The sequence below is a fragment of the Prosthecobacter sp. genome (assembly GCF_049294395.1).
In the GTDB taxonomy this organism is placed as follows: domain Bacteria; phylum Verrucomicrobiota; class Verrucomicrobiia; order Verrucomicrobiales; family Verrucomicrobiaceae; genus Prosthecobacter.
The window spans coordinates 14,227-40,684 of record NZ_JBAQCR010000346.1; the positions used below are offsets into that span (position 1 = coordinate 14,227).

The following is a 26,458-nucleotide window of genomic DNA, read 5'->3' on the forward strand; positions in this document are numbered from 1 at the left end:
CCGTTTCAGCCAGCACGATGAATCAAGCCCCCCTTTCCCGCCGCCGCGCCCTTCAAACGCTGTTTTGCTCCTCTGCTGCCCTGGCGTTGAATGTGCGGCCGGACCGGGCTGCTGCTGAGATCGCCAGGGAGGGCCTGCATCTGCTCATGATCGGCGACTTTGGAACTGGCGGTGTGGACCAGATCAAGGTGGCGGGAGCCATGCAGAAATTCGTGAGCGACAATGGCGTGAAGACCGAGGGGCTGCTGATGCTGGGAGATAATTTCTACGGCCCTGTGAAGGAGGGGTTCAGCGTGGATTCGCCGCGCTGGCAGAAGGACATCGAGAAGATGTACCCGGCCAGCATTTTTCCCGGCCCCATGTGGAGCGTGCTGGGAAATCACGACTACCATGACAACCCGGGCGGTGAAAAGGTGCAGCTGGCCTATGCGGCGCAGCCTGGAGTGCGCTGGAAGATGCCGGCGAAGTGGTACCGCTTTGATCTCGGACCCGTGACCAAGCCGCTGGTGACGTTCATCTGCCTGGACACCAATTTTCCCGCCATTTCGGGCGGCGAGAACAAGAAGACGAAGAAACCACGCGGCTCACTGACCGCGGCGGAGGAAAAGGAGCAGCTCGCCTGGCTCAAGGCGGAGCTGGAGAAACCGCGTGCGCCATTCACCATCGTCATCGGCCACCACCCGCTTTACTCAAACGGCGATCATGGCGACACGAAACAGCTGATCGCGCAGTGGGAGCCGCTGTTTCAGAAGCATCAGGTTCACGCCTATCTGTGCGGCCACGATCATGACCTGCAGCATCTGGAGATGAAGGGCCTGTTCACCACGCATCTGCTCTCAGGCGGTGGCGGCGCAAAAACGCGTAAACTCGATGGCAAGCATGAGGTGCCGTTTGGCAAGGACGTGCATGGCTTCACGCATCTGCAGGTCACGTCGAAGGCGCTGACCTTCACGCATCACTCGGCGGATGGCGGAGTCCTGCACACCGTGACGAAGCTGCCGGATGGCAGCTTCAAAATCGGCTGATCACTTGTAGCCGGTGACCATCGCGCAGGGCACTGTTTTGCGCTTGCCCTCCTCCGTCTGGTGAATGGCCACCATGTACATGCCGGTTTTCTTCGGCTTGTAGAAAAGCACAAAGCCCCAGCCGTCGAGCACAGGCAGGATGTCCCCGGAGGGTTTGCCTTCGAGGTCGAGCACAGCGCCGGTGACGTGGACTCCGGAATGTTTCGGCACTGCAATGCAGAAACAGTACTCATTGCCCTTGAAGAGCTGCATGCGGGTGGCCTTGCCGAGCTTGGGTTCGAGCACGTAGGTCCTGACCTCGGCGCGGATGTTGTAGCCTTCCGCCTCCTGATCATAGGCCAGGGCGCTGGCGGCTTTCTCGGCGTCTTCATTGTCACCCGCATGCAGCCAGGCCGCAGGGGTGAGCAGCATCAAGATGCAGAGGGCAAGGAAAGCGAAGGGGGATGGGGCGGCTGGGGTGCGCATGACACGAAGGGGCGGAGAAATTTTACTCTCACATGCGAACATAGCCGTTGCATCAGGAAAATCCCAAGTTTCTGTTCCGCTGTTCGTGCCTTTTCTGGTTTTACGAATATTCACCCCCCCTTTAATCCCCCTCATTCATGGCTTCTGTAGTCTTTTACATGGAGGACGGCACTACGCTCGTTCATAAGTTGGAAAGTGATGTTGCCACCATCGGCAGACATCCTGAAAACGATGTCGTGCTCACCTGTCCTTCCTCCTCGGGGCGGCATGCCATCATCAAGGCGTCAGAAAAGGGTGTTTTTGTACAGGATCTGGGCTCCAGCAATGGCACCCGCGTCAATGGCGCTGAGATCGAGGAGGCGCTGCTCAAGGACGGCGACCGCGTGGGCTTCGGGGATGTGCAGGCTGTTTTCTACGCCGGGGATGCGCCCGCAGTTCTGGAGGAGAAGCCGCTGGCCACGCCGCGCTTCTCCAAGTCGCTGCCACCGCCGGCTCCCGTCGGTGCTGATCCATCAACCCCGGCGGCCAGGCCGTCGCCTGCCCCTGCTGGGCGCCCTCTCAGCCCCGTGAGGCGTGCTTATGCCAAGCCTTCCGCAGGCAGTTATCCGGACACCACCGAGAGCGGCTGCATGACCGGGATCATTGTCACGGGCATGTTCGTCATAGCTTTTGTCGTGGGACTGGCCATGCGCCACTCGAAAGAGATGGATGGCAACCTCCTGGAAGACCTGAAGGACAAGGTTTTTGGCTCCATGCCCAAAATCAAAATCGAGCGCAAGGAAGAATAGAGGTCTTCACAAAGACCGCCGGTAGCCATCACACCGGTTGTGCCAGCCGGACAGCCAGCGTTGTTCTTTGCGTTCCGCCGGAGCATTTGCCACCCGGCGGCTGAGCACGCGCTTGGCGGCTTCGGCAAACTGTACATTCCAGGCAGTGTAACTGCTGGGCGTTGCTCCCATGGCCTGCAAAACTTGGAGCAGCCCCCAGCCTTGGCCCTTGTAGCGTTCCGTCGCTTTGGTGCCCTCGCCCTTGAAATTCACGTAATCGATCAGGCAAAACGTGCCTTCTGGTGTTGTTTTCAGGGAATCAAAGGCCATTTTGACCCAGGCGCGCTCTCTGGCCGAAGCTTCCGCCAGCATCTTGGGCAGCGCAGCTTCCATGCGGGTTATGATGAATTCCGTCTGCTGCCTGACCGTGCGGCTGAGCAGCGCCCGCAGTTCCTGCTGCCGTTCACCATTCCGGTCTGCCTCAAAGGCGGCCTTGCTCGGCCAAGGGCAGGCACTCCGCGCCCAGGCAGGCGTGACAATGCCATGAGCCTCTAGAAAAGCCAGCAGCGGTGGGAAACTTTCTGCAAATGGACCGCTGCGTCCCTGCGGGTACCAGATGAAGTGCCCGATGCCTAAGGAGGCGAAATCCTCCCCCCCATTCCAACTGGTCAGCCCCGCCACCGTGCCGCCGCATTCGTTTTGCCAGATCCGCCTGCCGACGCGGTCCATTTGCGCTGAGGATAAACGCGTTCCGGTGCCTCCGCTGGAGGGCGGAACCTCAGCACAACCCTCCAAACTGCTCAAAACCAGCGCCAAAAGGCTGAAATATTTGATGAATCGCATGGCTTTCATATTTTAGAAATCTTAAATGATGCTGTGCAATCGAAGTGGTTTTTGTAACAATAGGTTCTTAACCCATCTTCCCTATCGACTGATTTCATTAAGTTTGATTCACTGATTTTTCACCCTTATTCTCTCGACCCTTTAGTTCTTTCTGCGCGTCCGGCATGCCATATCTGGCTTTCAACCTTAATGATGGAAATGAGTTCGTCTTCGACATCCTCGAGGAACGGCTGTCCATCGGACGTGAAGCCAGCAATAACATTGTCATCGACAACACGTTCATTTCCAGCTTTCACGCGGAATTTATCCGCCAGCCGGATGGCAGCTACGAAATCGTCGATTTAAAGTCATCCAACGGCACCTTCGTCAATGGCAGGCGCGTGGAACGTTTTCGCGTCAAAGGGGGGGATCGCATCATGTTCGGCCAGCTGGAAAGCCGCTTTCGAGAACGGGCACCCAAGGGGCTGGCATCGGACGGCGGTTCCAAATCCGTTTCCGTCGCCAAGGGGCAGCCAAGTCGTGAGGATGGGAAAAAAGGCGACACCGAAAGCATCCCGGCGCGGGACAAGGATGACCTGCCAAAATCCACCCCTGAAACCGGCAAGATTGAAGTCACCAAGCCGGTCGTGCAGCGGGCCCAGACCGATGCACCGCGCCCGCCCGGCGGCAGTGCACCGCCTCCTGCGCTGATTCCCAAGCCGTCCGCTTTCATTCCTCCAGCGCCTTCCAAACAGGCGGTCGAATCGGAAAAACTCCGCCAGCCGCGCGATTCTGTGCCTGCAGACAATGAAGTGGAGCAGAAACGGCGTGACGAGATCCGTTCACTGGATGCCACACTTGAGGTTCGGCGCAAGGAACTGAGCCAGACGCAGGCCGAGATCACCGGATTCAAAGGCGAACTCGAAAAACTGCGTGGCCAGGTCCAGAACGCCCGGGCCGATGTGGAGAACGCGAAGACGGACGCTGGCAAGCTTGATGCCAAACGCCGTGATCTGAGCAACCTTGAGAGCAAGCTCGAATCCACCCGCACCCTCGTCACCAAGTCCGAGGAGGACCTGGGCACCGCGCAGAAGAGCCTGCAGGCCCTGCACGCAGAGGCTGACAAGCAGCGTAAAGATCGTGAAGCTGCGATAGCCAAACTCACGGCCGAAGAAGCGGCTGCGAAGGAAAAGGTGGCCGCCATCAACCAGCTTCTGGCCACGGCACAAAAATCTGAAGCGGATCTGAAATCGCAGCGCAGTGGAGAGCTTCAGGCGCTCGATGCCCAGCTTGCGGCCAAAGCAACTGAGCTTGCGAAGGCCCAGGCGGATCTCTCCCTGGTGCTGGGAAATCTCACCGCGCAGCAGGCTGTGCTGGGCAAAACCGCCGAAGAAGCCCAATCCCGGGAGAGCACACTGGCCAAACTGGCCGCTGACGAGGCCGCGACTGCGCAGAAGCTGGCAGCTTTACAGCAGCAGGCAGCCGCTGCGGATGCCGAGGTGAAGCGCCTCACCGCGCTGCAGACAGACGCGCAGAAATCCGAGGCCGAGCAGCGCACAAAACGCAGTGCCGAACTTCAAGACCTCGACAGTCAGCTGGCAGGCCGGCGTGTCGATCTGGAGAAGACCCAGACGGAACTGGCGAAAGTGCAGGGGGATCTTGCGAGCCGAAGCGATGCTCTGGAAAAGACCGCGGCGGAGGCGTCGGCGCGTGAAGCCACCGTCGCCAAACTCATCACGGATGAAGCTGCCAGAGCCAAAAAACTTGGCGAACTTCAGGAACAGGTCAGCAGTGCCGAGGCGGTGGTGCAGCGCCTTGTCTCCTTGCAGGCGGACACTCATAAGTCCGAAGCGGAGCAGCAAATCAAACGCAGTGGAGAACTGCAGAGACTCGATCAGCAATTAGAGACGAAGAGCACTGAACTCAAGAAGACACTGGCCGATCTGGCGAAAGCACAAAGTGATCTCACTGCGCAGCAAGGCGCTCTCAAGCAGACCACGGAAGATGCGAAAGCACGCGAAGCCGCCGTCGCCAAACTCACCACCGATGAAGCTGCCGCCGCGCAGAAGCTCGCCGGGTTGCAAAAGCAGATCAGCGATGCCGATGCGGAGGTGAAGCGTCTAACTGCTTTGCAGGCTGATGCGCAGAAGTCCGAAGCCGAACAGCTCACGAAACGCAGCGCTGATTTGCAGGACCTCGACAAGCAGCTCGACCTGCGCCGCGCGGATTTGGCGAAGCTCGATGCCGAGCGGGAGACCCGGCAGAACGAAATCGAGGCCGTCAACGCGTCTCTGGCAAAAGCTCAGGAGCAGGTGCAGCATGCACAGAGCCAGATCGCGCAGCTGGGCGGCGAAGAAAAGGCCATCACCGCACGCGTTGGCGAATTGCGCGGCAACGAAGAACGACTCAATGCCCTGACCCAGACCTTGGGCCAGATGGAAAACCAGCGCGGCGCGCTCGATGCCGCCATTGCCGCCCTGCTTGGCAGGCAGCAGTCCCATGAGGCCGATGCGAGCACCGCCGAGCAACGCATGAAGGCCCTGCGTGCCGAGCTGATCGAACTGGAGCAGCAGCACGTCGCCGCCGAGCAGCAGCTTGCAGCGCTGCATACGCAGAAGTCAGAGGCTGAAACCGCTTTCGCCACTCAGGAAAAGGAAGCCCTGGCGAAATTCGCGGACATTGACCGGCAGGCCAAGGACACGCGCAAGCTGGACGAGGCCGAACGGTTGGAGGCTGAGAAGCGCCAGGCGGATCTCGAAGCGCAGATCGCAGAGCGTGGGACGCGTCTTGCCGAGGTACAGGCCCAGGTGAAAGAACTCGAAGACAAGGCTGCGGATCTCACCAACAAGCTGGATGATCTTGCCTCGACCGATTCGAAACTCAAAGACGCAACCGACGCGCTGAAGGCCGTCGAATCGCACAAAGCCGAGGTCCTGGCTGCGGTGGCCGCCTTGGTCAAAGACCGGGATGAACGCACTCGCGAGCTTCTCGCCGCCACCGAGCATGGCCGTGCGCAAACGCTGCTGACACAAACTCTCACCCAGCGCCGCGAGACACTGGAAAAAGAGGTTCATCTCATCGAGGAGCAGCAGACTGAACTTTCCCAGGCCATGGGCAGGCTGCGCGAGCAGGTGAGGGTGGTTGAAGCCGAGCTCAAGGAGCGCGAGGCCTCCCTCGCCGCCGCCGAGCAGCGCACCAAAAATCTCGAAGAACTCGCCGCCACCGCTGATCAGCAGTTCAAAACCTTGCAGGCCGAGCACAAGAAGGTCACGGAACAGCTTTCGCTGGCCAAAACGGATCTTGAGCAGTCGGTTGCCGCTGCGATTGAAAAGAAGAAAGACGCTGCCACCGCCGCCGCCGCCGCCGAGAAAAGCTCTCAGCAGCAGCTCATGCTGGTGGAAAAAATCAGCGGCCTGGAGGCCGTCATCGCCACGCTCACGACGACTCACGCCAGCACGCAGCAGAAACTCTCCGCCGCCGAGTCGGACCACCAGAATCTGCAGGACCGCCTGACCGCGCGGCAGAAGGAAATCGCCGGGGCTGAGGCCCGTGTGGCCGAACTCACGCAGCAGACCGCAGGTCTCGATGATCGTTTGAAGGAGCTGGCTGCCGCAAACAAGCAGAACGCCGAACTGAACAGCGCCATCACCGCTGCCACGCAGGAGCGTGACAAGCTGCTGGCTGAAACACAGCGTCTGACCAAGGAGCGCGCCGAGCTTGAGTCGGTGCTGCCAGACTTGCGCGGCAATGTGACGCAAACCCGCGCCGAAGCGGACAATCTGAAGGCCGAGCTCGCGGGCCTGATCAAGGACCGTGACGCCGCTGCGGCGACGCTGAAGGAATCGCTGGCTCAGCGCATGGCCTCCGAGACCGCCGTCGAAGCTCTGCGCGTCGAATCGATCAATCTCGACAAAATTCTGAGCGACAAGCGCAGCAATCTCGAAGCCGAGACCAAGGCAAAACTCGCGGAGGCGAACGCAGCAGAAACGCGCCTCAAGGGTGTGGAAGAGCGCATTGCCATTGCTGAAAAGCGGCTGGCCGAACTGGCGGAGGTGGATGCACGCCTCGCCACGGCCACCAAGACTCTCAGAGATACCGAAGCACAGCGGCAGGCGGAGGAGAAGGTGCTGGTGGAACTTTCCCGCAATCAGGACAGGCTGAAGAAGGAGTGCGCCACGCTTGATGCGTCCCTGAAGACCGAGAATGCGAAGCTTGTGGAGCTGACCAAGGCCGTCAAAACCAGTGAGACCAAAGCTTTGGAGGCTGAAAAACGCACGGACAAAGCCGTTGCCGCGCAGCAGGCGGCCGAACACAAGCGCATCGAAGCCGAAGCCGCTGCCGATAAGGCGCGTGCGGAGGAAAGGAACCTGCGGAAACAGATTCCTGCGCTGACCACTGAGCTGGCGGGTATCCAGGCGCTGCTGGTCACGGTGACGAAGGAACGCGAGGAGGCTTCGCAGTTTGTCACCCGCCTGAACGTCACCACCGACGGCCAGAACAAGAAGCTGGCCGAACTGCAGCAGCAGGTCACCCAGCTGGAAGAGGCGCACAAAGTTCGCGAAGAGCGCGTGATGAAAGCTCAGGCGGAGGTGGACAAGGAGTCCGCACGTCTGAAGGCGGCTCAGGACCAGTCCCGTGCGGCCGAGGCGCAGCTCAGTGAACTGGAAAAAGAAGTCAAAGACGCCAAGTTGAAGGCGGATGCGGCGAAGAAAGATGCCGCCGCGATCGAGGGCGAACTGCGCCAGCGCCTTGACCGCGTGCAGAACCTTAAAGCTGACGAGGAACGCCTGCTCAAAGTCATCGAGACGCAGAAGTCGGAGCTCGCAGAGGTGGACATGACCCACAAGGAACTGCACACCAAGATCGAGGCACGGAAGAACGAGCTGGGCGAATTCATCAACGTCGGTGGCAAAATTCTGGGTCTTGGCCAGGCGCTGGCAGGGCTGGAATCACGGCAGACGGAGATCAACAAATCTCTGCGCAAGGCCTCAGAGGAAGATCTGGCGATCCAGGTCAAACTAAACGCTGCACAGGAAGCTCTGAACCGTGAAGCCGCACGTGCCGAGCAGGTGCGCAAGGATCGCGAGGCTGCCGATGCCGAATTCAAGAAATTCAGTGCTGATATTCAAAAACAGGCGGCGGCTCTGCAAAACTACGAATTGGAGCAGAAGAAGCGCATCGCCGAGCTGGAAAAACGCATCACCGACCTGGGCGCCACGCAGCAGCGAGCCATTGGGCAAATCGACGAAACCAAGGCCGAACTGGTCCGGCTGGAAGGCAAAAAGCAGGAGTTCGCTCAGGCTGAGGCCCAGCTCAAGCACTGGCAGGACATCGAAAAACGCCTGCGCGGCCAGCTCGTCGAGCTGGAGGAGAAACACGAGATCATGCGCCGGGGCCTGCCCACCGAAGAGAGCACGGTGGTCATGTTTGCCAACGACATCATCAAGCGCATCGACCTCATTGACGCCCTGGTGGCCCGCTACGCCGGGACAAACGGCAGCGACGTGCCGCAGCAGCTTGTTACCCTGCGTGCTTCCTTTGAGGATATTTTGCACCAGCACGGGGTGACCGAATTTGACGTGCCGAACGGCACCGAAGTCGATATTGATCTGCGCAAACGCATTGCCGTCGTGGATTCGCTCCCAGGCAAGTCCAAACCCCGGGTCACCGAAAGCTGCCGCTCCGGCTTTATCTTCTCGCGTGGGGAGGGACACGAGATTATCCTGCGCAAAGTGGAGGTCCGGACCTCCAGCCAGTAGCCCCCTCCGGAAAATTTTCTCACACACATTGTTATGGCTGAATACGTTGGAATCGACCTTGGCACCACCCTCTCGGGGCTGGCCTACCTGAAACCTGATGGCAACCCAGAAATCGTGCCCAACGCTGACGGCGAGCGACTGACGCACTCCGTGGTGTTCTTCGATTCGCATGAGGACGTGAAGCTCGTGGGCAGCGCCGCACGTGACGGTGGTGAACCCGACCGCACCATCTTCCAGATCAAACGCTACATGGACGACCCGGAGCATCTCGTGGAGATCGATGGCAAGAAATGGACGCCGGCGGAAATTTCCGCGCTGATCCTTTCCAAGCTGAAGCGTGACTGTTCCAAGATTTGCGGTGACATCAACGAGGTCGTCATCACCGTGCCGGCAAACTTCAACGAACTGGCCCGCAAGAGCACCATCGCCGCCGCTGAAATGGCAGGCATGAAGGTGAAGCGTCTGGTGAACGAGCCGACGGCGGCGGCGGTTTACTACGCCCACTCCCAGGGCGTTAAGGGTCGCATCCTGGTGTTTGACCTTGGTGGCGGCACGCTGGACACGACGATCCTCGATGTCGAAGGCGACAACATCAAGATCCTCACCTCCGAGGGCGCGCGCCATCTCGGCGGCAGCAACTTTGACGACATCCTGCTCGAAGCCTACGCCGAGCAGTACAAGAAGCAGACCGGCGCGGCGCTCTACAGCGATGAACGCCACCGCCGCCGCGTGCTGCAGGCCACGGAGGACGCGAAAAAGATGCTCTCGAAGCTCCAGCGCGTGAACGACACCGTGGCCAATGACCAGAACAGCGGCATCGCCCGCATTGACCTGAGCCGCGATCATTTTGAAAAGCTGATCCGCCACATGCTCACCCGCACGGTTTTCCTTGTCGAGCAGGCGCTGGATTCCGCGAAGCTGAAGACCACCGACATCGACCATGTGGTGCTCGTCGGCGGCTCGACGCGCATTCCGAAGGTGAAGTCCATGCTGGAGAAGATGTTCGGCAAGACGCCCAAATCCTGCGGCAACGTGGATGAGTGCGTGGCGCTTGGCGCCGCCTTGTTCGCTAAAAAATCGGCGCGCATCCAGGAAGTCTGCAATGCGAGCTACGGCACGCTGGCCATGGTTTACAACGCGAAGACGAAGGAGGAGAAGCTGATGAACTCCATCGTGATTCCCAAGAACACGCCGATTCCCTGCTCTCGCACCCAGGTGTATCAGACCTCCGAGGACAACGAGCGCGTCATCGAAGTGGACATCACCCAGGGCGAGGATGAAGACGCGAAGTTCGTCGATGTCATCGGCCGCCTCACTCTGGACGTGCCGCCGAACCGCCCGAAAGGCTGCGAAGTGGCCGTGACCTTCAGCTACGATGAAAATCAGCGCGTGCGCGCCCTGGTGGTGGACAAGCAGTCCGGCCGCAGCAAGGAAGTCGCCGTTACCTACAAGGGCGCAGGCGTGCTCTCAGAGGAAGAATTGAAGCGCCGCAGCCAGCATCTTCGCGCCATGCGTATTGAGTAAACAACTGAAGGAACCAACATCATGTTCAAGATCCTCAAATCGCTTTCCAAATCTCTCGGTGGCTCCAAACCCGCCGCTGAACCCAAATCCACCGCCAAGGAGGGCAGCCTGCTCGACAAGGTCAACAAAGCGGCTCCCGTCGCCGCCAAGGTGGAACCTTCCAAAAGTCCCGAAGAACTCTGCGGCATCACGCCCAAGATGCCCAAGGACGAGATCAAGGCCCAGCTGAAAATGCTGTTTCGCCGCTACAACCGCAGCGCGTCCAGTCTGGATGCCAAACTGCGCGGCGAGGCGGACCAGATGCTGGATGCCATCGTGCAGATGCGTGAGAAGCACTTTGGCGAGATTTGATTCTGCCGCACCCGGCCGGGATGGAATGACGGCATGAAACTGGACCGACTCATCGCCGGGTATGAGGCCATGGGCCGGCAGGCCGCGCATCTTGCCATCGCCGCGCGACGCGTGCGGGTGAATGGAGTGTATGTGACGGACGGCCACCATCCGGTGGATCGCTTCACTTTGGTGGAGCTGGATGATGCAGTCATTCAGGCGTCGGAACGGGCGCTGTATCTCATGCTGCACAAGCCGGTCGGCATTCTCAGTGCCACGAAGGACGATCAGCACCCCACCGTGATCGATTTGATCGACGATCCCGACAAACACACCCTGCACATCGCCGGGAGGCTGGATCGCAGCACCTCCGGCCTCGTCCTGCTGACAAACGATGGCCGCTGGTCCAAACGACTGATGACAGCCGAGGAAAAGGTGCCGAAAGTTTACCTCGTCGAAACTCTCGATCCCATAGCCCCGGATGCCGTGGAAGCCTTCGCACGCGGCTTTTACTTCCACACCGAAGACATCACGACACTGCCGGCGGAACTTGTCCTTTTAGGCGGGAATCAAGCCCGGCTGACGCTGCACGAAGGGCGCTATCATCAGGTGAAACGCATGTTCCACCGTGTCGGGAATCGTGTCATCAACCTGCATCGCGAGAGCATTGGTGCCCTGAGCCTTCCAGCCGATCTGCCGCCGGGAGCATGGCGGGCGCTGACCTCGCAGGAGGTTCTGACGGCAGCCGGTGATGATTAAATCCAAAGCGCAGTCAGATTTCTGGTGGTTGTTTGTTTTTCAAAAAATCCAGCTTTCGCAGATGAATTTCACCCCTTAATCTCTACCCCTTGTGATCCCCCCACGCATGTATCTTAGCATTTGGTTTGGCATCATGTTGGCAGGCCAGTCGGGCTGTACAACACAAAAGGCTGCAAAGCCGGACAAACTCGCCATTGAAGAGGCGCGCAAAGCGCTGCCGCTCGCCGAAGAGAAGCCAAAGGAAAACCCGCTGGTGAAGCGGCTGAACAATCCTTCCACCATGCCCGTGGTGCCGCCTGCGGGCGTGCGCCTCTCGTATTCCTCCGTCAAAATCGAGCAGAAGACGCTCGCGATGACTTTTGATGACGGCCCGCATCCGAGCCTGACCCCGAAACTGCTCGACATCCTCAAGGAGCGGAACATCAAGTGCACGTTCTTCCTCATTGGTGCGCAGGTGAAGATGTATCCCGCCATTGTGCGCCGCATCATCGAAGAAGGCCATGAGATTGGCAATCATACCTGGACGCATTGCAGCCTCACCAGCCGCTCGGATGAGCAGATCCGCAGTGAGCTGAAAAAGTCCGAAGACGCCGTCTTCGAAGTGGCCGGGGTGCGTCCGCATCTGGTGCGCCCGCCTTATGGAGCCATCAATACCCGCATCAAAAACCTGATGTTCACCGAGTTTGGCTACTCCACCATCATGTGGTCGGTCGATCCGCAGGACTGGCGCCGTCCGGGTGTGGCCGCTGTGACCAGCCGCCTCGTCAATGGTGCGCATCCGGGAGCCATCATGCTCTCGCATGACATCCATCCGCCCACCATCACCGCCATGCCGGCGATGTTCGACCAGCTGCTGGCCAAGGGTTATCAATTCGTCACCGTCAGCCAGCTCCTGAACATGGAGAAGGCCTCGATGCCCGTTGGTGTGATCATCCGTCCCGCCGAAGCCATCGGCGACAAAGATCCCAAGCCGCTGCCTGAGAAGAAGCCGAAGGCTTGAGGGCAGGCTGCAAGGCATGCCTGCCTTGTGCGCTGAAAAAAAGAAAGCGCCCCGGGCGGAGCCGGGACGCTTTCAGACCCGCCTGTGCCGTCCGAATACAAAGGGCTCACGTATCCCATGAGACCAGGTGGGAACCCGCGTGATGAAGCTCTGTCTTCCAGTGAAGGCATGACATGTCACTTCAGCGCGTAGCCCCCGCAGTTGATGAATCGGGCCGGGCCACAAAGCTCGAAAACGAACACCGCAGGAAATTTTTCAAAGAGCAGGCCACAGCATAAAGCCGGACCAGGATGCGCAAAGGGTATCCTGAGATGAGCGCATGATCAAGGACGGTGTCGCTTGTCTTCTTCGGAGAAATCCATGCATGGCATGCGTTTGTTTCCTCCTACATTCATGACGCGTTTTTTCCTTTTCCTCCTGCTTTGCTCCACCACCGAGGCAGCCACCATTCAGCGCATCTGGCTGAGCTTTCAGCGGGCCGAACCGACTCACATCACCGTGAACTGGGAGACCGCGCAGCCCGGAGACTCGGAGGTGTCCTTTGGGATCAGCTCCGCACTGGCCGGCAAGGTGGCCAAAGCAGAGCAGGTCACCTTGCATCACATCGAGATTCCGATTCCCGAGAAGGACGTGACGTATCACTACCAGGTGCGTTCAGGCGCGGAGACATCCGCAGTTCACACGTTCAAAGGCATGCCGTCCAAAGAACTGCGCATCGCCGTGGTGGGGGACTGGGGTTTTGCGCAGCCAGATCTCGCCGCATTAATCAAAGATGACGTGCATGTGCTGATGACAGCGGGCGACAATGTCGGCAGCCTGCATCAAAAGGGCCGCGAGGGAACGAAGGCCTTCAGCACTCTGATCGATTCGCAGCCCGAGCTCTTTCGCAGCACTCCCTTCATGCCGGTGCTCGGCAATCATGATCGCGAAATCCGTTCGCGTGGCCCCAAGCCACCTCCCGAAGCCGTCTATGACGTGGACGCCACCGCATATCGTGAATTCTTCGCGCTGCCCGGCAACGAATGGAACTGGACGCTCGCGTTTCCTGACTTCGATGCGCGCTTCATCGCGCTCGACCTTGAGCACATCCAGGACATGGGCACCACGTGGCAGACGGGGCATCCCTTCGACGCTGCATCTGAACAGCTCGCATGGTATCGCCAGCAGATGCAGCCGCCGCACGCAGGCCACACGATCACCCTCCAAAACGAACGCAGCGCCACCATGCGCGGCCAGTTGAAAGGCGAATGGGGTCGGCTCTTTCAGCAGGGCTCCGCCGTCATCACCGGCTTTGGCTATTTCGCGGAGCGAGCCATGGTTGATGGCTTCCCCTATTACAACACCGCGCTCAAAGGAGATGGAGATCGCTACCCGGACCCAAAGTCCGCCTTCTTCGCCAGCGAACACAGCTACATCCTGCTCACCTTCAAACCAAAGTCGCCGATGAAGATCGAAATCAAGAGTCTCGCAGGGCAGGTGCTGGATCAGCAGAGCTATCCGGCAAGGTAGTACATGGTTGAGTATTTCGGTGGTAACATAACACCCGGATTTGCCCGGATGGGTCGTGAATGCGATGTCTGGCAGCGTTCTTTTTCTACATCCAACCATGAAACACACGCTCCTGCTTCTCTCTCTGTTCGCTGTGCATGCCGTCGCTCAGGACAAGGCCCTGCTCGATCTCGCTCTCGAACCGCCCGTGGTTAACACGCAGCCTGGGCCCGAGTATGACGCAGATAAGCGGCCGGGAAACATGATCATCGGCATCGACCGCACGCCGAAAGGCCGCCTGTGGGCCGCCTGGGTCGGCAACGGTGATTCACCGAATGGCTTCTTCATGCTCGCGACGAGTGAGGACGATGGCAAATCGTGGTCCAAGCCGCGTGTGGTGATTGATCCTCAGGACGGCGAACTCAATAGCGCGAAGTACGAGCGCCGCGCACTGGTGGGCAATCTCTGGACCGATCCCCTGGGCCGCCTGTGGTGCTTCTTCGATCAAAGCCTCGGCTACTTCGACGGCCGCTGTGGCGACTGGTACATCCGCTGCGATGATCCTGATGCCGCAGAGCCCACATGGACGGCCCCCGTACGTTTTGCCGATGGCTGCACCCTGAACAAGCCCACCGTGCTGACCAATGGCGACTGGCTCCTGCCCGTCTCACTCTGGACTCGTGACCGCATGCACGGCCCCGGCGTGGACAAGGAAGCGCACAAAGATCTCGATGTCATCCGCATGGCCAATGTCTTCGCCTCCACCGACCAGGGCAAGACTTGGACCCGTCGCGGCGGCGTGGCCTTTCCACGTACCGACTTCGATGAACACATGATCGTCGAACGCAAAGACGGCAGCCTCTGGATGCTCGCCCGCACCAAGGACGGCATCAGCGAAAGCACCTCCGCCGACAAAGGCGCGACCTGGAGCGAGCCGCAGCCCTCCGCCATTCAAAACCCCAGCGCCCGCTTCTTCATCCGCCGCCTTGCCTCAGGGAAGCTCATCCTCGTCAAGAACGGCCCCGTCACCACACGCCTGCCACGTCGCTCCAACCTGAAAGCCTTCCTCTCCGACGATGACGGCAAGACCTGGGGCAAAGGCTTCCTCATCGATGATCGCGCCGAAGTCTCCTACCCCGATGGCTTCCAGGCACCGAATGGCGACATCCACATCCTTTATGACTGGAACCGCCACACCGATGCCGAGATCCTGCATGTGAAGTTCACCGAAGAGGCCATGCAGAAGCAGGCAGAAATCGGCAAACTCACGATGGACCCCGAGGAGATCAAACGCCGCGCCACTGTCGGCAAGACCATCGTCAACAAAGCGCTCGCTCCCAAGCTGCCGAAGTCCATCACGCCAGATCCCACCTGGGCTGCGCAAGCTATTGAAGACGCGAAGCAGGACTTCAAGAGCATCCCGTATGACGGCATCACCCCCAACAAGATGGTCTGCGATACCACGCTGCGCGAGTTGCCGGATGGCTCATGGATTCTCTTCATCCTCGCCGGTGGCGACACCGAACCCAGCCCGCTGAACTACACCGGCGTCACTCGCAGCACGGATCTGGGCAAGACATGGACACCGCTGGAGCGTTTCGATGTCGGCTTCCCGCGTGAAGGCAAAACCATCGGCCAGGGCCCCACAGAGCTCATGATCCTCGGCCAGCGCAGCACGCTCTTCTTCTCCACGCACTCCAAGCACTGGGCCAATGACTGGCGCTCCTGGTACCTCACCAGCGACGACTCCTTCAAGACCTGGAGCAAGCCCATTGAAGTCCCCGGTCGTCTCAAAGAGCGCACCTTCATCCGCAAGCACATCGTCTGCAAAGACGGTCGCATCATGCTCCCCTTCCAGCACTACATCGGCCCTGACGACCAGCAGGATCGTGCGCCGCTTGATCGCGACTTCACCAATCCGCGCAACGGCGTCCTCATCAGCAGCGACGGTGGCAAAACTTGGAGTGAGCACGGCAACATCCGCCTCACCCCCAACAGCCGCTACTTCGGCTGGGCCGAGAACGATCTCTTCGAGCATCCCGACGGCCGCATCACCATGGTCATCCGTGGCGATGGTCTCGGCGGCATGCTTTACAAAGCGGAAAGCAAAGACGGCGGCAAAACCTGGCCCAAGTTTGCCTCCATCACCCAGATCCCCAATCCCGGCAGCAAAACCACGCTCTACAATCTCGGCGGGGATCGCGTGGCCATCCTGCACAATCCCAACAGTAAGCACCGCAGCCCCATGGCCCTGTGGATCAGCTTTGACGGCATGAAGACATGGCCCTACCAGCGCATCCTCCAGCAGGAATCCGTCGATGGCCCCAAAGGCCGCATGAACTATCCCGATGGCTTCGTCAGCAAGGACGGCCAGTGGCTCCACTTCGCCTTTGATGACAACCGCCACCGTGCCGTGCATTACAGCGCCAAGCTGCCCCGGTGAAGTAATCACTTCATCACCATCGGCTGCCCCGTGCATTCGAGCACGCTGTGCCAGAGCTCCTGCGTGGGATCGACCTTGCGTCGCCCGTGGATGACGAGTTCCAGCGGCAGATGCACGAAGGAATTGTGCCAGCGGCCCACCAGCATGTTGGTCTTGCCCGCCATGGCGGCATGCACCGCGTTTTGGGCCAGGCGTGAGCAGTACACGTTGTCCTGCGCATTGGCCGGGACACTGCGCACGATGTAGCTCGGATCGATGTATTTGAGATTCACCTCGGTCTTGCGCTCTTTGAAGAAGGCATTGATGCGATCCTTCAAAAAGGGGCCAATGTCGCCATAGCGCTTGTTGCCGCTCGCATCGGTGTCATCGCCGGTTTGCATGAGGTGCTGCCCAGCACCCTCCGCCACCACGATCACAGCGCTGCCGCGCTTGATCAGCCGCTGGCGCAAAAACTCCAGAAAGCCTCCGTCGCCGTCGAGTTCAAAATGAACCTCGGGTATCAGCACAAAATCCACGTTGCTGCCCGCCAGCGCGGCATAGCACGCGATAAAGCCGGAATCACGCCCCATGAGCTTGACCAAACCGACGCCATTCACCGCGCCGGTGGCCTCGACATAGGCGCACTTCACCGCCTGCACGGCGGCATCGAAGGCGGTTTCAAAGCCGAAGCTCTTGTCGAGGAAACTGATGTCATTGTCGATGGTCTTGGGAATGCCGACGACCGCCTTTTTCAATCCGCGCCGTTCGATTTCCTTCACGATCTGCGCCGCACCGCGCAGCGTGCCATCACCGCCGATCACGAAAAGAATATCGACCTTCATGTCCTCCAGCGTGTCCACCATCTCGCCAATGTCCTGCTTCCCGCGCGAGCTGCCCAGCAGGGTGCCGCCAAAGTGGTGCGCCTGCTCCACGGACGAAGGTTTCAGCAGCAGCGGTGTGTGGCCGAAACGCTGTACCAGCCCCTCATAGCCGTAGCGGAAGCCATACACGCGTGCGACTCCGTACTGCTGATGGCAGCGGTTCACGATGCCGCGGATGATGTCGTTTAAGCCCGGGCAAAGACCGCCGCAGGTCACGATGCCGACCGTGGTCTTGGCCGGGTCAAAATAGATCATCTCCCGTGGCCCCGCCTCTTCGTAGCTCGGCTTTGACACATCACGTCCGTCTTCGAGCAGATGGCTGTGGTACAGAATGCGGTCCACCGCGTCCGTTTTGTAGGGTGCCTCCACTCCGCCGATTCGGTGCAGGGGCGAATGAATCAAACAGGGGCCGAGCGTGGGGATGCTCGTGTCGGAAGGGGCTGGGGTCATGGCAGGTTGGTGAAGAGTAAAGCAGGAGAAGTGCCATTCTCCCGCTCCTCGTAGCACCTGCCAGCCACAATTGACCTTCCGCTAACTGTACATGTCAGTTGCAAAAACACGCATCCCCTCCTGCTTCCAGCCATGAACACCGCCTTTCCCGACAACTTGCGCCTGCAACTCCGCCAAACCGGCGTGATTGCCGTTTTGATGATCGACCGTGTGGAGGATGCCGTGCCGCTGGCGCAGGCCTTGCTGGCGGGCGGCGTGAATGGCATCGAGCTCACCCTGCGCACCGATGCGGCGCTCGAATCGCTGCGGCGCATCCGCGCCGAAGTGCCCGAGATGACCGTCGGCGTGGGCACCATCCTCACACCGAAGCAGGCAAACGAGGCCAAGGAGGCTGGTGCAAGCTTCGGCGTGGCTCCCGGTATGAATCCACGCGTCGTTGCCGAGGCGATTCGCATCGGCCTGCCGTTCGCACCCGGTGTTTGCACACCCACAGACATTGAGATCGCCGTCGAAGCCGGATGCCGGGTGCTGAAATTTTTCCCTTCGGAGCCCAGCGGTGGTTTGATCTTCCTGCGCAGCATCATGGCGCCGTTCATGCATCTCGGCGTACAGTTCATTCCCCTGGGGGGAGTGGGAGCTGGCAATGCTGCGCACTACCTGCGCGAACCCGCAGTGCTGGCTCTTGGCGGCTCATGGCTGGCACCGAAGGAAATTGTAGCCAGAGGCGGATGGGATGTCATCACCGCGCTGGCGCGTGAGGCCACGGACATCGTCAAGCAAGTCCGTCCATGAGCCGCGTCGTCACTTTTGGCGAAATCATGCTGCGCCTTGCCACGCCGGGCTTCGCACGTTTTCAGCAGGCCATGCCGGGCAGTCTGAATGCCAGCTTTGCCGGAGCGGAGGCCAGCATCGCCGCTTCGCTGGCCTACCTCGGTGTTGATGCAGCCTTTGTCACCGCCCTGCCCACGAATGCCATCGCAGATGCTTGTGTCGCGGATTTGCGAAGCCTTGGCGTTGAAACGAGGCACATCCTCCGCACGCACGAAGGCCGCCTCGGAACCTACTTCCTTGAGCACGGCGCCAATCAACGCGGCGGCAACGTCATTTACGACCGCGATGGCTCCGCAGTGGCCATCACACCAGCCTCCGCGTATGATTGGGACGCCATCTTCTCCGGCTGCGAATGGTTCGTGATCTCGGGCATCACACCTGCCATCTCACGCAACGCCTCCGAGGTTGCGCTCGTCGCTGTGCAGGAAGCCACACGTCGTAAAATCAAAGTCGTGTGCGACATGAACTACCGCACCAAGCTCTGGCACTGGGATCCGCCGCTCGCAGTCCGCGATCTCGCCACACGCACCATGAAATCGGTCCTGCCATTCGTAGACGTCTTCGTCGGTGGCATCAGCGATGCCACTGCCATGCTCGGCATGGATTACAATGGTGATCTGCATGCTTTGGCAAAGCAGATCATCACCCAGTTTCCCAACCTCACCCACGCCGCTTTCACCCTGCGGGATGGCAGCACCTCCGCCGCGCAGTGCTTCAGCGGTGCGCTCTATGAGGCTGCGACAGACACACTGCACGCCGCACCGCGCTACACAATCACCCAGATCATCGACCGCCTCGGCGCTGGAGATGCTTTCACCGCCGGTCTCCTCTTCTCCTTCCTTCAAAACTCCCCTCCTGCCGTCGCCATATCCTTCGCCACCGCCGCCGGCTGCCTCGCCCATTCCATCGAAGGCGACTACAACTACAGTACCCGCACCGAAATCGAGAACCTCATGCAGGGCGACGGCGGCGGACGCGTCAGCCGTTAATTTTTCTTTTTATCATTTATGTCCAACCCCGTCACAATCGCTCCTCCAACCACCCCCGACCGCTGGTCCCTCGAATCTTGGTTCTCGGCCTTCGGCGCTCCCGATTACACCGACTTCAAAGCCGCGCTCGTGCGCGATGTTGAGGAACTCAAGACACAAGCCGCCGCGCTGGGCATTGACACCATCGAGATGGCCCGCGTCATCAATGCGCTCGAATCCTTGAGTGATCGCCTCGGCCACCTCTCCGCCTATCTTGGCTGCCTGTCCGCAGATGACGCGAACAACGAAGCCGTGAAGGCCGATGAAGCATGGATCTCCACGCTCGAAGCCGAAAGCACCAAGCTCATGGCTTCACTGCGCTCAGCCTTGGCTGCGTTGACGGATGATTCATTCGAGGTGTTGCTCGCCGACCCTTCCTTGAAAAACGCCGAGCACGCGGTGAAGCGCATGCGCCACGAAGGCCAGCACCAGATGAAGTCGGAAATGGAAGCCTTGGCCGCTGACCTCAATGTGAACGGCCTCCATGCCTGGGGCCGCCTCTACGACACCCTCACCGGCAAGATGGAATTCGAAATGACCTTCCCCGATGGGCACAAGGAAATCGTGCCGATGTCCCGCCGTCGCGCGCTGATGTCCGAGCCCGACCGTAAGCTGCGCGAGGCTGCCTTCAACGATGGGCAGAAGCCGTTCAATGATCATGCCGTCACACTCGCCGCCGGTCTGAACGGCATCGCCGGTACCCGTCTCAGTCTTTATGGACGCCGCGGTCTGCCCCACTTCCTCGACTCACCTTTGTTTGATGGCGCGATGAGCCGCAAGTCGCTCGATGCCATGCTGGAGGCCATCCACACACACATTGATCTGCCACGCCGCGCCCTGCGCAAAGCCGCAAAACTCCAAGGCACCTCCGCGCTGCATTACTTCGACCTCGAAGCACCGCAGATCGCCGCACCAGATGAAAAAGAACTCACCTGGGATGAAGCGTGCGCCACGGTGGATCAGGCCTTCACCTCAGCCTATCCAAAGCTCGGTGACTACTTCCGCGAGATGCTCTCCCAGCGCTGGATCGAAGCTCAGCCACGTGCTGGCAAGCGCCCCGGCGCTTTCTGCACCGGCTCCCAGCTCAAACACGAGGAGCGCGTGTACATGACCTTCCACCGCACCGTGCATGACATGGTCACCCTTGCGCATGAAGTCGGCCATGCCTGGCACTCCTGCGTGCTGCGCCCGGCACGTTCGTTCGCAGCCGGCTATCCAATGACGCTCGCAGAAACCGCCTCTAACTTCGGCGAGATGATCCTGCTCAACGGTCTCATGACCAATCCTGGCATCACCGAGGCTACGAAGGCCTACCTTCTTGATCAGGAGATGCTTCGTGCGCACGCCTACCTCATCAACATCCCGATGCGCTACGAATTCGAGAAGGCCTTCTACACGGAACGTGCCAGTGGCGAGGTGAGCGTGAGCCGCCTCAGCGGGCTCATGAACGAAGCCCAGCAGAAGCTCTATGGCGATACCCTCATCGAGGGCGGAACCGATCCCATGTTCTGGGCTTCCAAGATGCACTTCTTCATCAGCGGCATCTCCTTCTACAACTTTCCCTACGTCTTCGGCTACCTGCTGAGCCAGGCCTTGTTCGCACGCTTCAAAGCCGAAGGCGCGGCCTTCCTGCCACGCTACGAGGCCTTCCTCTCCATGACCGGCAGCGCGACTTGCGAAGAGGTGGTGAAGCAAAGCCTCGGCGAAGACATTACCCAGCCCGAATTCTGGGCCACGGCCCTGAAAGCTATCGAACCGACGCTGACGGCTTATGAAGCACTGAAGTGAGCGCAAGACGCATGCGTGGCCGGCGTTTCAGCGGCCACCATGCGCCTCATCCTCGCCTTCCTGCTGTTCGCTGTCACGGCCTCCGCCGCCGACAAGCCGAATGTCCTTTTCATCGCCATTGATGATCTCAACCATTGGGTCGGCTACCTTGGCCGCAACAAGCAGTCGATCACGCCCAACATTGACAAGCTCGCCGCCCGTGGCGTGCGCTTCACGCACAGCTACTGCGCCGCGCCCGTATGCAATCCCTCCCGCGCCGCGCTCATGAGCGGCATGCGTCCAGGGAGGACGGGCATTTATGATAACAACGAGGACTGGCGCCCCGCCATTCAGGAAGACAAGACCCTCACCCACGCCTTCCGCCAGGGTGGCTACTTCGTTTGCGGTGCTGGCAAAATTTACCACGAAAGCTACAAGCGCCTCGAAGACTGGGATGATTACATGAAAAACGAAGGTGGCATGCCCAAGGTGCCGAAAGGCCAGAGCGATGGCGTGGGCGGCATCAAATTTGCCCCGCTCGACTGCAAGGACGAAGACCTCAACGACTGGCGCATCGTGGACTACTGCATCGATCAGCTCGGCAAGCCTCAGGACAAACCCTTCTTCCTCGCCTGCGGCATTCACAAGCCGCACATGCCCTGGAACGTGCCGAAGAAGTACTACGACATGCATCCGCAGGATAAGATCCAACTGCCGCCTTACAAGCAGGACGATCTGGCCGATGTGCCACCCGCAGGCATCAAGATGGCCAAGCCCGATGGCGATCACGCTGAAATGGTCAAAAGCGGCCGGTGGAAGGAAGCGATCCAAGGCTACCTCGCCGCCGCCAGCTACACCGACATGCTCATCGGCCGTCTCATGGAGGCCTATGACAAAAGCCCGCACAAGGCGAACACCGCCATCGTTTTCTGGGGCGATCACGGCTGGCACCTCGGCGAGAAAGACCACTGGCGCAAATTCGCCCTCTGGGAGGAAGCCACCCGCGCCCCGCTCATCTTGGTCGTCCCCGGCCTGACCAAGCCCGACAGCATCTGCGAGCGCACCGTCGATTTCACCTCCGTCTTCCCCACCCTCACCGACCTGTGCGGCTTGGCCACACCCGCGCATGTGGAGGGCAAAAGCATCAGGCCGCTCCTTGCCGACCCGGCCTCCGCCTGGGAAACACCCGCCGTGACCACCTACGGCCTGAACAACCACACCGTGCGCACCGAAGGCTGGCGCTACATTCATTACGCCAATGGCGATGAAGAACTCTACAACGAGTCCACGGACCCCTACGAATGGACCAACCTCGCCCAAGATCCGCAATACGCCGGCACCAAGGCCGAGCTGGCCAAACACCTGCCCACCACCAACAATCCCGTGGCCGGTGCCGAAAAGTCTGCGGAAAAGAAGGCAAAAAAGCTGCTCAAAAAAGCCAAGGGCAAGGACTGAGCGGCGTTTGTCTGTCCTTTATGAAAGCATTCACGCGCACGCTTTTCATCACGCTAGGGTTGGTCATCAATGCGAACGCCAGCGAGGCCTCGCAGCAGATCGACGCCCTCCTCGCGAAGGACTGGCAGCAGCACAAGCTCACCGCGAATCCTCCCGCGAGTGACGAAACACTCGTCCGCCGCCTCTACCTCGACATCATCGGCCGCATCCCGACCCTTCAAGAGTCCCAAGCCTTCCGCACCAGCACCAACAAAGACAAGCGCGCCAGGCTCATCGACCAGCTTCTTGCCAGCGACGGCTACAATCAGCGCATGTTCCACTTTTGGGCGGACCTGCTGCGCGTGCAGACACGTGCGAACAGCGGGCAGGGGGAAATGACCTCGAAGCCCTACCTCGAGCATGTGAAGAGGCGCATCCGCGAAAACATGCCCTATGACGCCTTCGTGCGCGAGCTCCTCACGGCGCAGGGCAAGGTCTGGGACAATCCCGCCATTGGCTACTACATGCGCGACATCGGCATGCCGCTGGACAACCTCGCCAACACCACCCGCGTCTTCCTCGGCACCCGCATCGAGTGCGCGCAGTGCCACAACCACCCTTTCGACAAATGGACGCAGATGCAGTTCTACCAGATGGCGGCGTTCACTTATCCCCTGGAAACAAACTTCACGGGAATCACCCAGCAGAAAGGCGCAATTGAATTGATGGTGCAGGCGAGAAAGAAGCCCGAACTCGAGCCCTCTACGCGCAACATGGGCCGTGTGTTTGAAAACCTCGGCGACTTCGTCCGCTACAGCAAAGTGCAGGCCCTTCCCACCCGCCTGCTCAAGCTCCCGCACGACTACCAATACCCTGACGCCAAGCCCAAGGACGTCATCTCCCCGGCCACCATGTTGGGCAAATCCGTGAAGTGCGAGCCCATCGGCGAAACGACCAAAGCTTTCGCAGACTGGATGACCTCTCCCGAGAACCCTCGCTTCACCACCGTGATCGCCAATCGCCTCTGGAAGAAAGTCTTCGGTGTCGGCTTGATCGAGCCTGTCGATGAAATCCTCGACAGCACCGTGGCATCAAATCCCGCGCTCATGAAACATCTGGAGCAGTTCATGCGCGACTGCCGCTACGATGTGAAGGCCTATCAGCGTGCGCTGTACAATACACAGGCCTACCAAAACGAAGTCTCACGCGCAGAACTCCTGCCCGGAGAAATCTGCCACTTCACCGGCCCGTTGCTCCGCCGCATGAGCGCCGAGCAGATCTACGACTCCTTCGTCACGCTCATTCACCCCACGCCGGACTTGCCGCGCAGGCAGGGAATCGACAGCGAGATGGCGCAAAAAATCGTCTATCGCGGCAAGCTCAGCGACGCCCTCGATCTCCTCACCTCGCAGGAAATCTTCGACGGCGCCGCCAAGGCCTCCGAAGGCTACGAACGCATCGCCGCACGTTCCAAGGTGCTGCGGGATCAATACACCGCCGCGCAGAAGGCCAAGGACAAGCCCTTGCTCGAAAAGCTCAATCTCGAAATCCGCTCGCTGGAGTTCACTGCCCGCACCGGCATTCACGACTACGTTGTCGTCCCCGCCGTGGCCCGCCTTTACACTCAAAAGGCCGGCAAGCCCGCTCCGCCGCCCATTCCCGTAAAAGCTCCCACGCTCGAAGACCTCAAAAAAGCCGGCCAAAATCGCGCCTACATCGACGTGCCCGGCTACGACATTGATCAAGCCATCCCGCGCGAGGAAGCAGCCGCCGAACAGGCGCGCGAAGCTCTCTTCCGCGACGAGATCAAACGCCTCGGCATCACCGACACGGACGCCTACCTCAAGTCACGCCGCGCCCAGGCCCGCGAATGGCCCCGCGCCGCCGATCTCGAATCTCCCGCCCCCCGCGGTCACTACCTGCGCGAATTCGGCCAGAGCGATCGCGACATCATCGACAATGCCAACTCGGACGCCAGCATGCCCCAGGCTCTCGTCCTGATGAACAGCGAACTGTTCCAAAGCATCCTCAAGCCGCACACTCAGCTCAAGCTCAACCTCGCTGCCGCGAAATATCCTGATGAACAGCTCGCCGCTGCATACAAGACCCTTCTCTCACGCTCGCCCACGGCTGCAGAGAAGTCCGCCTGGGCCGAAGCAGTGCAGTCAGGCCTGAACATCGAGGACCTCGTCTTTGCGCTGATCAATACGCAGCAGTTCATCTTTGTGCGTTGAGGGGAAAACTCTGTTGATAACTCCACGCCGCACCCTTCGTGATAGTGGGCCCATGAAACCTGCCCCCGTTTCCCGCCGTCATTTCCTGCACGCCGCCCTTGCTGGTGGCGCGGTCAGCCAAAGTCCGCTCATCGCGGCTGACGCGGCTCCAAAAGCAGGCATGTTCTCCGAACCCGCTCACGAGATCCCCCTGGCGCAGGATGCCGATGTCATCGTCTGCGGTGCCGGACCCGCAGGCGTCACAGCAGCCATCACCGCCGCACGCGCGGGCGCAAAGGTCCGCCTGTTTGAATGGCGTGGCTGCCTCGGCGGCATCTGGACGGCGGGCCTCCTGGGATACTTCCTCGATTTCAACAAACCCGGCTTTGCCAAAGAGCTGCGCGACAAGCTCGATGCACGCGGCGCACGCGCGAACTCCACCAGCACCAGCCGCTTCTGCTACGACCCCGAAGCCCTGAAACTCCTGCTCGAAGAGCTCTGCGTCGAAGCCGGCGTGAAATTCCAATATCACACCAAAGTCTGTGCTGCGTTCCGCGAAGGCAAGCGCCTCACCACCATCGTTACCGAATCCAAATCGGGTCGCCAGGCATGGAAAGCCCCCGTCTTCATCGATACCACAGGCGATGGCGATCTCGGCTTCCAAGCAGGCTGCGCCTTCGAAATTGGCGAAGCCGCCGAGTGTCCCTGCCAGCCCCTTTCTCTCAATGCCCTGCTCGTCGTCAAAGACGTCGAGCAACTTCGCGAGTTCGTGCGCTTCGGCCAGCCAAAGCCCGGCGAAAACACCGACGGTGAAAAGAAAAAGCGCATCAAGGACGCCATCGTCAGCACCGGCCATTTCCCATCTTACGCCGGAGCCACCCTCTGGCACGTCAGTGGAAACCTCGTTTTTGCCATGATGAATCAGGAATTCGGCATCAAGCCCTGGGACGCCGCCGAGATCACCGCCGCCACCGTGCGCGCTCGAGCGGAAATGAACCTCATGGTCAATGGCCTGCGCGGCCTCGGTGGCCCGTGGGAGGGCATTCAAATCGTCGCCACCGCCGAGCAAATCGGCGTGCGTGACGGCCGCCGCATCGTCGGACGTTACGTCGTGAACAAGGAAGACCTCATCAAAGGCGCGCGCTACGATGACGCCGTCGTGCGCGCCACCTTCGGCGTGGACATCCATGCCACAACTGCTGACCACAATCAGAAAGCAGCGACGCATGCCACCGGCATCAAGGTCAAGCCCTACGACATCCCGTTGCGCGCCTTGATCGCGCAAGATGTCGATGGACTCATGATGGCCGGTCGCTGCATCAGTGGTGATTTCATCGCGCATGCGAGCTATCGCGTGACCGGCAATGCCGTCGGCATGGGCGAAGGTGCCGGCGTCATCGCCGCACTCGCCGCCACCTCCAAGCGCATGCCACACGAAATCCCGTGGAGCGAGGGCGAGGCCAGGCTGAAGGAGATGGGGCAGCGCGTTTAAA

The 26,458-nt window shown here is 60.1% G+C and carries 18 protein-coding genes and 1 other RNA gene; 15 read left to right on the forward strand and 4 right to left on the reverse strand.

The features are described from left to right. The first annotated feature begins 17 nt into the window (after positions 1-17). Complete coding sequence (locus tag WAW39_RS23150; protein WP_422321527.1) at positions 18-1,025, forward strand: metallophosphoesterase; 1,008 nt, start codon at positions 18-20, stop codon at positions 1,023-1,025. Here the strand turns inward: WAW39_RS23150 and WAW39_RS23155 are convergent, their stop codons facing one another. Then, a complete protein-coding gene (locus WAW39_RS23155; protein WP_422321528.1) occupies positions 1,026-1,490 on the reverse strand; it encodes a hypothetical protein in 465 nt (154 codons plus the stop codon). It lies immediately after the preceding gene. 137 nt (positions 1,491-1,627) lie between these two features. Between WAW39_RS23155 and WAW39_RS23160 the strand changes: the two genes are divergently transcribed. Beyond that, a complete protein-coding gene (locus WAW39_RS23160; protein WP_422321529.1) occupies positions 1,628-2,278 on the forward strand; it encodes an FHA domain-containing protein in 651 nt (216 codons plus the stop codon). 6 nt (positions 2,279-2,284) lie between these two features. On the opposite strand, the gene WAW39_RS23165 is transcribed toward WAW39_RS23160, so the two are convergent. After that, entirely contained in the window at positions 2,285-3,100 is an 816-nt protein-coding gene (locus WAW39_RS23165; protein ID WP_422321530.1) for a hypothetical protein, read from the reverse strand. 164 nt (positions 3,101-3,264) lie between these two features. Here WAW39_RS23165 and WAW39_RS23170 point away from each other — a divergent pair, with 164 nt between their 5' ends. The 5 genes from WAW39_RS23170 to WAW39_RS23190 all read left to right on the forward strand — a co-directional run bounded on the left by WAW39_RS23170 (position 3,265) and on the right by WAW39_RS23190 (position 12,451). Beyond that, positions 3,265-8,838 (forward strand): FHA domain-containing protein, encoded by a 5,574-nt coding sequence (locus tag WAW39_RS23170; RefSeq protein ID WP_422321531.1) that lies wholly within the window; start codon positions 3,265-3,267, stop codon positions 8,836-8,838. A 33-nt stretch (positions 8,839-8,871) separates the two neighbouring features. Then, entirely contained in the window at positions 8,872-10,362 is a 1,491-nt protein-coding gene (locus WAW39_RS23175; protein WP_422321532.1) for an Hsp70 family protein, read from the forward strand. A gap of 21 nt (positions 10,363-10,383) precedes the next feature. Then, positions 10,384-10,713, forward strand: coding sequence for a hypothetical protein (locus tag WAW39_RS23180; protein WP_422321533.1), 330 nt, complete (start codon positions 10,384-10,386; stop codon positions 10,711-10,713). Positions 10,714-10,746: 33 nt separating this feature from the next. Then, positions 10,747-11,451 carry a pseudouridine synthase gene (locus WAW39_RS23185; RefSeq protein WP_422321534.1) on the forward strand — a complete coding sequence of 235 codons (705 nt, stop codon included), beginning with the start codon at positions 10,747-10,749 and terminating at the stop codon, positions 11,449-11,451. A 106-nt stretch (positions 11,452-11,557) separates the two neighbouring features. Beyond that, positions 11,558-12,451 (forward strand): polysaccharide deacetylase family protein, encoded by an 894-nt coding sequence (locus WAW39_RS23190; protein ID WP_422321535.1) that lies wholly within the window; start codon positions 11,558-11,560, stop codon positions 12,449-12,451. 71 nt (positions 12,452-12,522) lie between these two features. On the opposite strand, the gene ssrS is transcribed toward WAW39_RS23190, so the two are convergent. Next, a non-coding RNA gene (gene ssrS, locus WAW39_RS23195) (6S RNA) lies at positions 12,523-12,704 on the reverse strand. A 140-nt stretch (positions 12,705-12,844) separates the two neighbouring features. Here ssrS and WAW39_RS23200 point away from each other — a divergent pair. Continuing rightward, positions 12,845-13,960 carry a metallophosphoesterase gene (locus WAW39_RS23200; protein ID WP_422321536.1) on the forward strand — a complete coding sequence of 372 codons (1,116 nt, stop codon included), beginning with the start codon at positions 12,845-12,847 and terminating at the stop codon, positions 13,958-13,960. 97 nt (positions 13,961-14,057) lie between these two features. Then, positions 14,058-16,382, forward strand: a complete 2,325-nt coding sequence (locus tag WAW39_RS23205; RefSeq protein WP_422321537.1) for a sialidase family protein — start codon at positions 14,058-14,060, stop codon at positions 16,380-16,382. A 5-nt stretch (positions 16,383-16,387) separates the two neighbouring features. On the opposite strand, the gene WAW39_RS23210 is transcribed toward WAW39_RS23205, so the two are convergent. After that, positions 16,388-17,692, reverse strand: coding sequence for an ATP-dependent 6-phosphofructokinase (locus tag WAW39_RS23210; RefSeq protein WP_422321538.1), 1,305 nt, complete (start codon positions 17,690-17,692; stop codon positions 16,388-16,390). Between the two features lie 132 nt (positions 17,693-17,824). Here WAW39_RS23210 and WAW39_RS23215 point away from each other — a divergent pair, with 132 nt between their 5' ends. Genes WAW39_RS23215 through WAW39_RS23240 form a run of 6 tightly spaced genes read left to right on the forward strand, consistent with a single transcriptional unit; the run spans position 17,825 to position 26,457 of the window. Continuing rightward, positions 17,825-18,484: a bifunctional 4-hydroxy-2-oxoglutarate aldolase/2-dehydro-3-deoxy-phosphogluconate aldolase gene (locus WAW39_RS23215; protein WP_422321539.1), complete on the forward strand. Its 660-nt coding sequence runs from the start codon at positions 17,825-17,827 to the stop codon at positions 18,482-18,484. Next, on the forward strand, positions 18,481-19,512 hold the full coding sequence (locus tag WAW39_RS23220; protein ID WP_422321540.1) for a PfkB family carbohydrate kinase: 1,032 nt from the start codon (positions 18,481-18,483) through the stop codon (positions 19,510-19,512). Before WAW39_RS23215 ends, WAW39_RS23220 begins: the two co-directional genes overlap by 4 nt. An 18-nt stretch (positions 19,513-19,530) precedes the next feature. Next, entirely contained in the window at positions 19,531-21,339 is a 1,809-nt protein-coding gene (locus tag WAW39_RS23225; protein WP_422321541.1) for a M3 family oligoendopeptidase, read from the forward strand. Between the two features lie 39 nt (positions 21,340-21,378). Further along, positions 21,379-22,773, forward strand: a complete 1,395-nt coding sequence (locus WAW39_RS23230; protein WP_422321542.1) for a sulfatase — start codon at positions 21,379-21,381, stop codon at positions 22,771-22,773. A 20-nt stretch (positions 22,774-22,793) separates the two neighbouring features. Next, positions 22,794-24,986 (forward strand): DUF1549 domain-containing protein, encoded by a 2,193-nt coding sequence (locus WAW39_RS23235; protein ID WP_422321543.1) that lies wholly within the window; start codon positions 22,794-22,796, stop codon positions 24,984-24,986. Positions 24,987-25,038: 52 nt separating this feature from the next. After that, entirely contained in the window at positions 25,039-26,457 is a 1,419-nt protein-coding gene (locus WAW39_RS23240) for an FAD-dependent oxidoreductase (RefSeq protein WP_422321544.1), read from the forward strand. The last annotated feature ends 1 nt before the right edge of the window (position 26,458 follow it).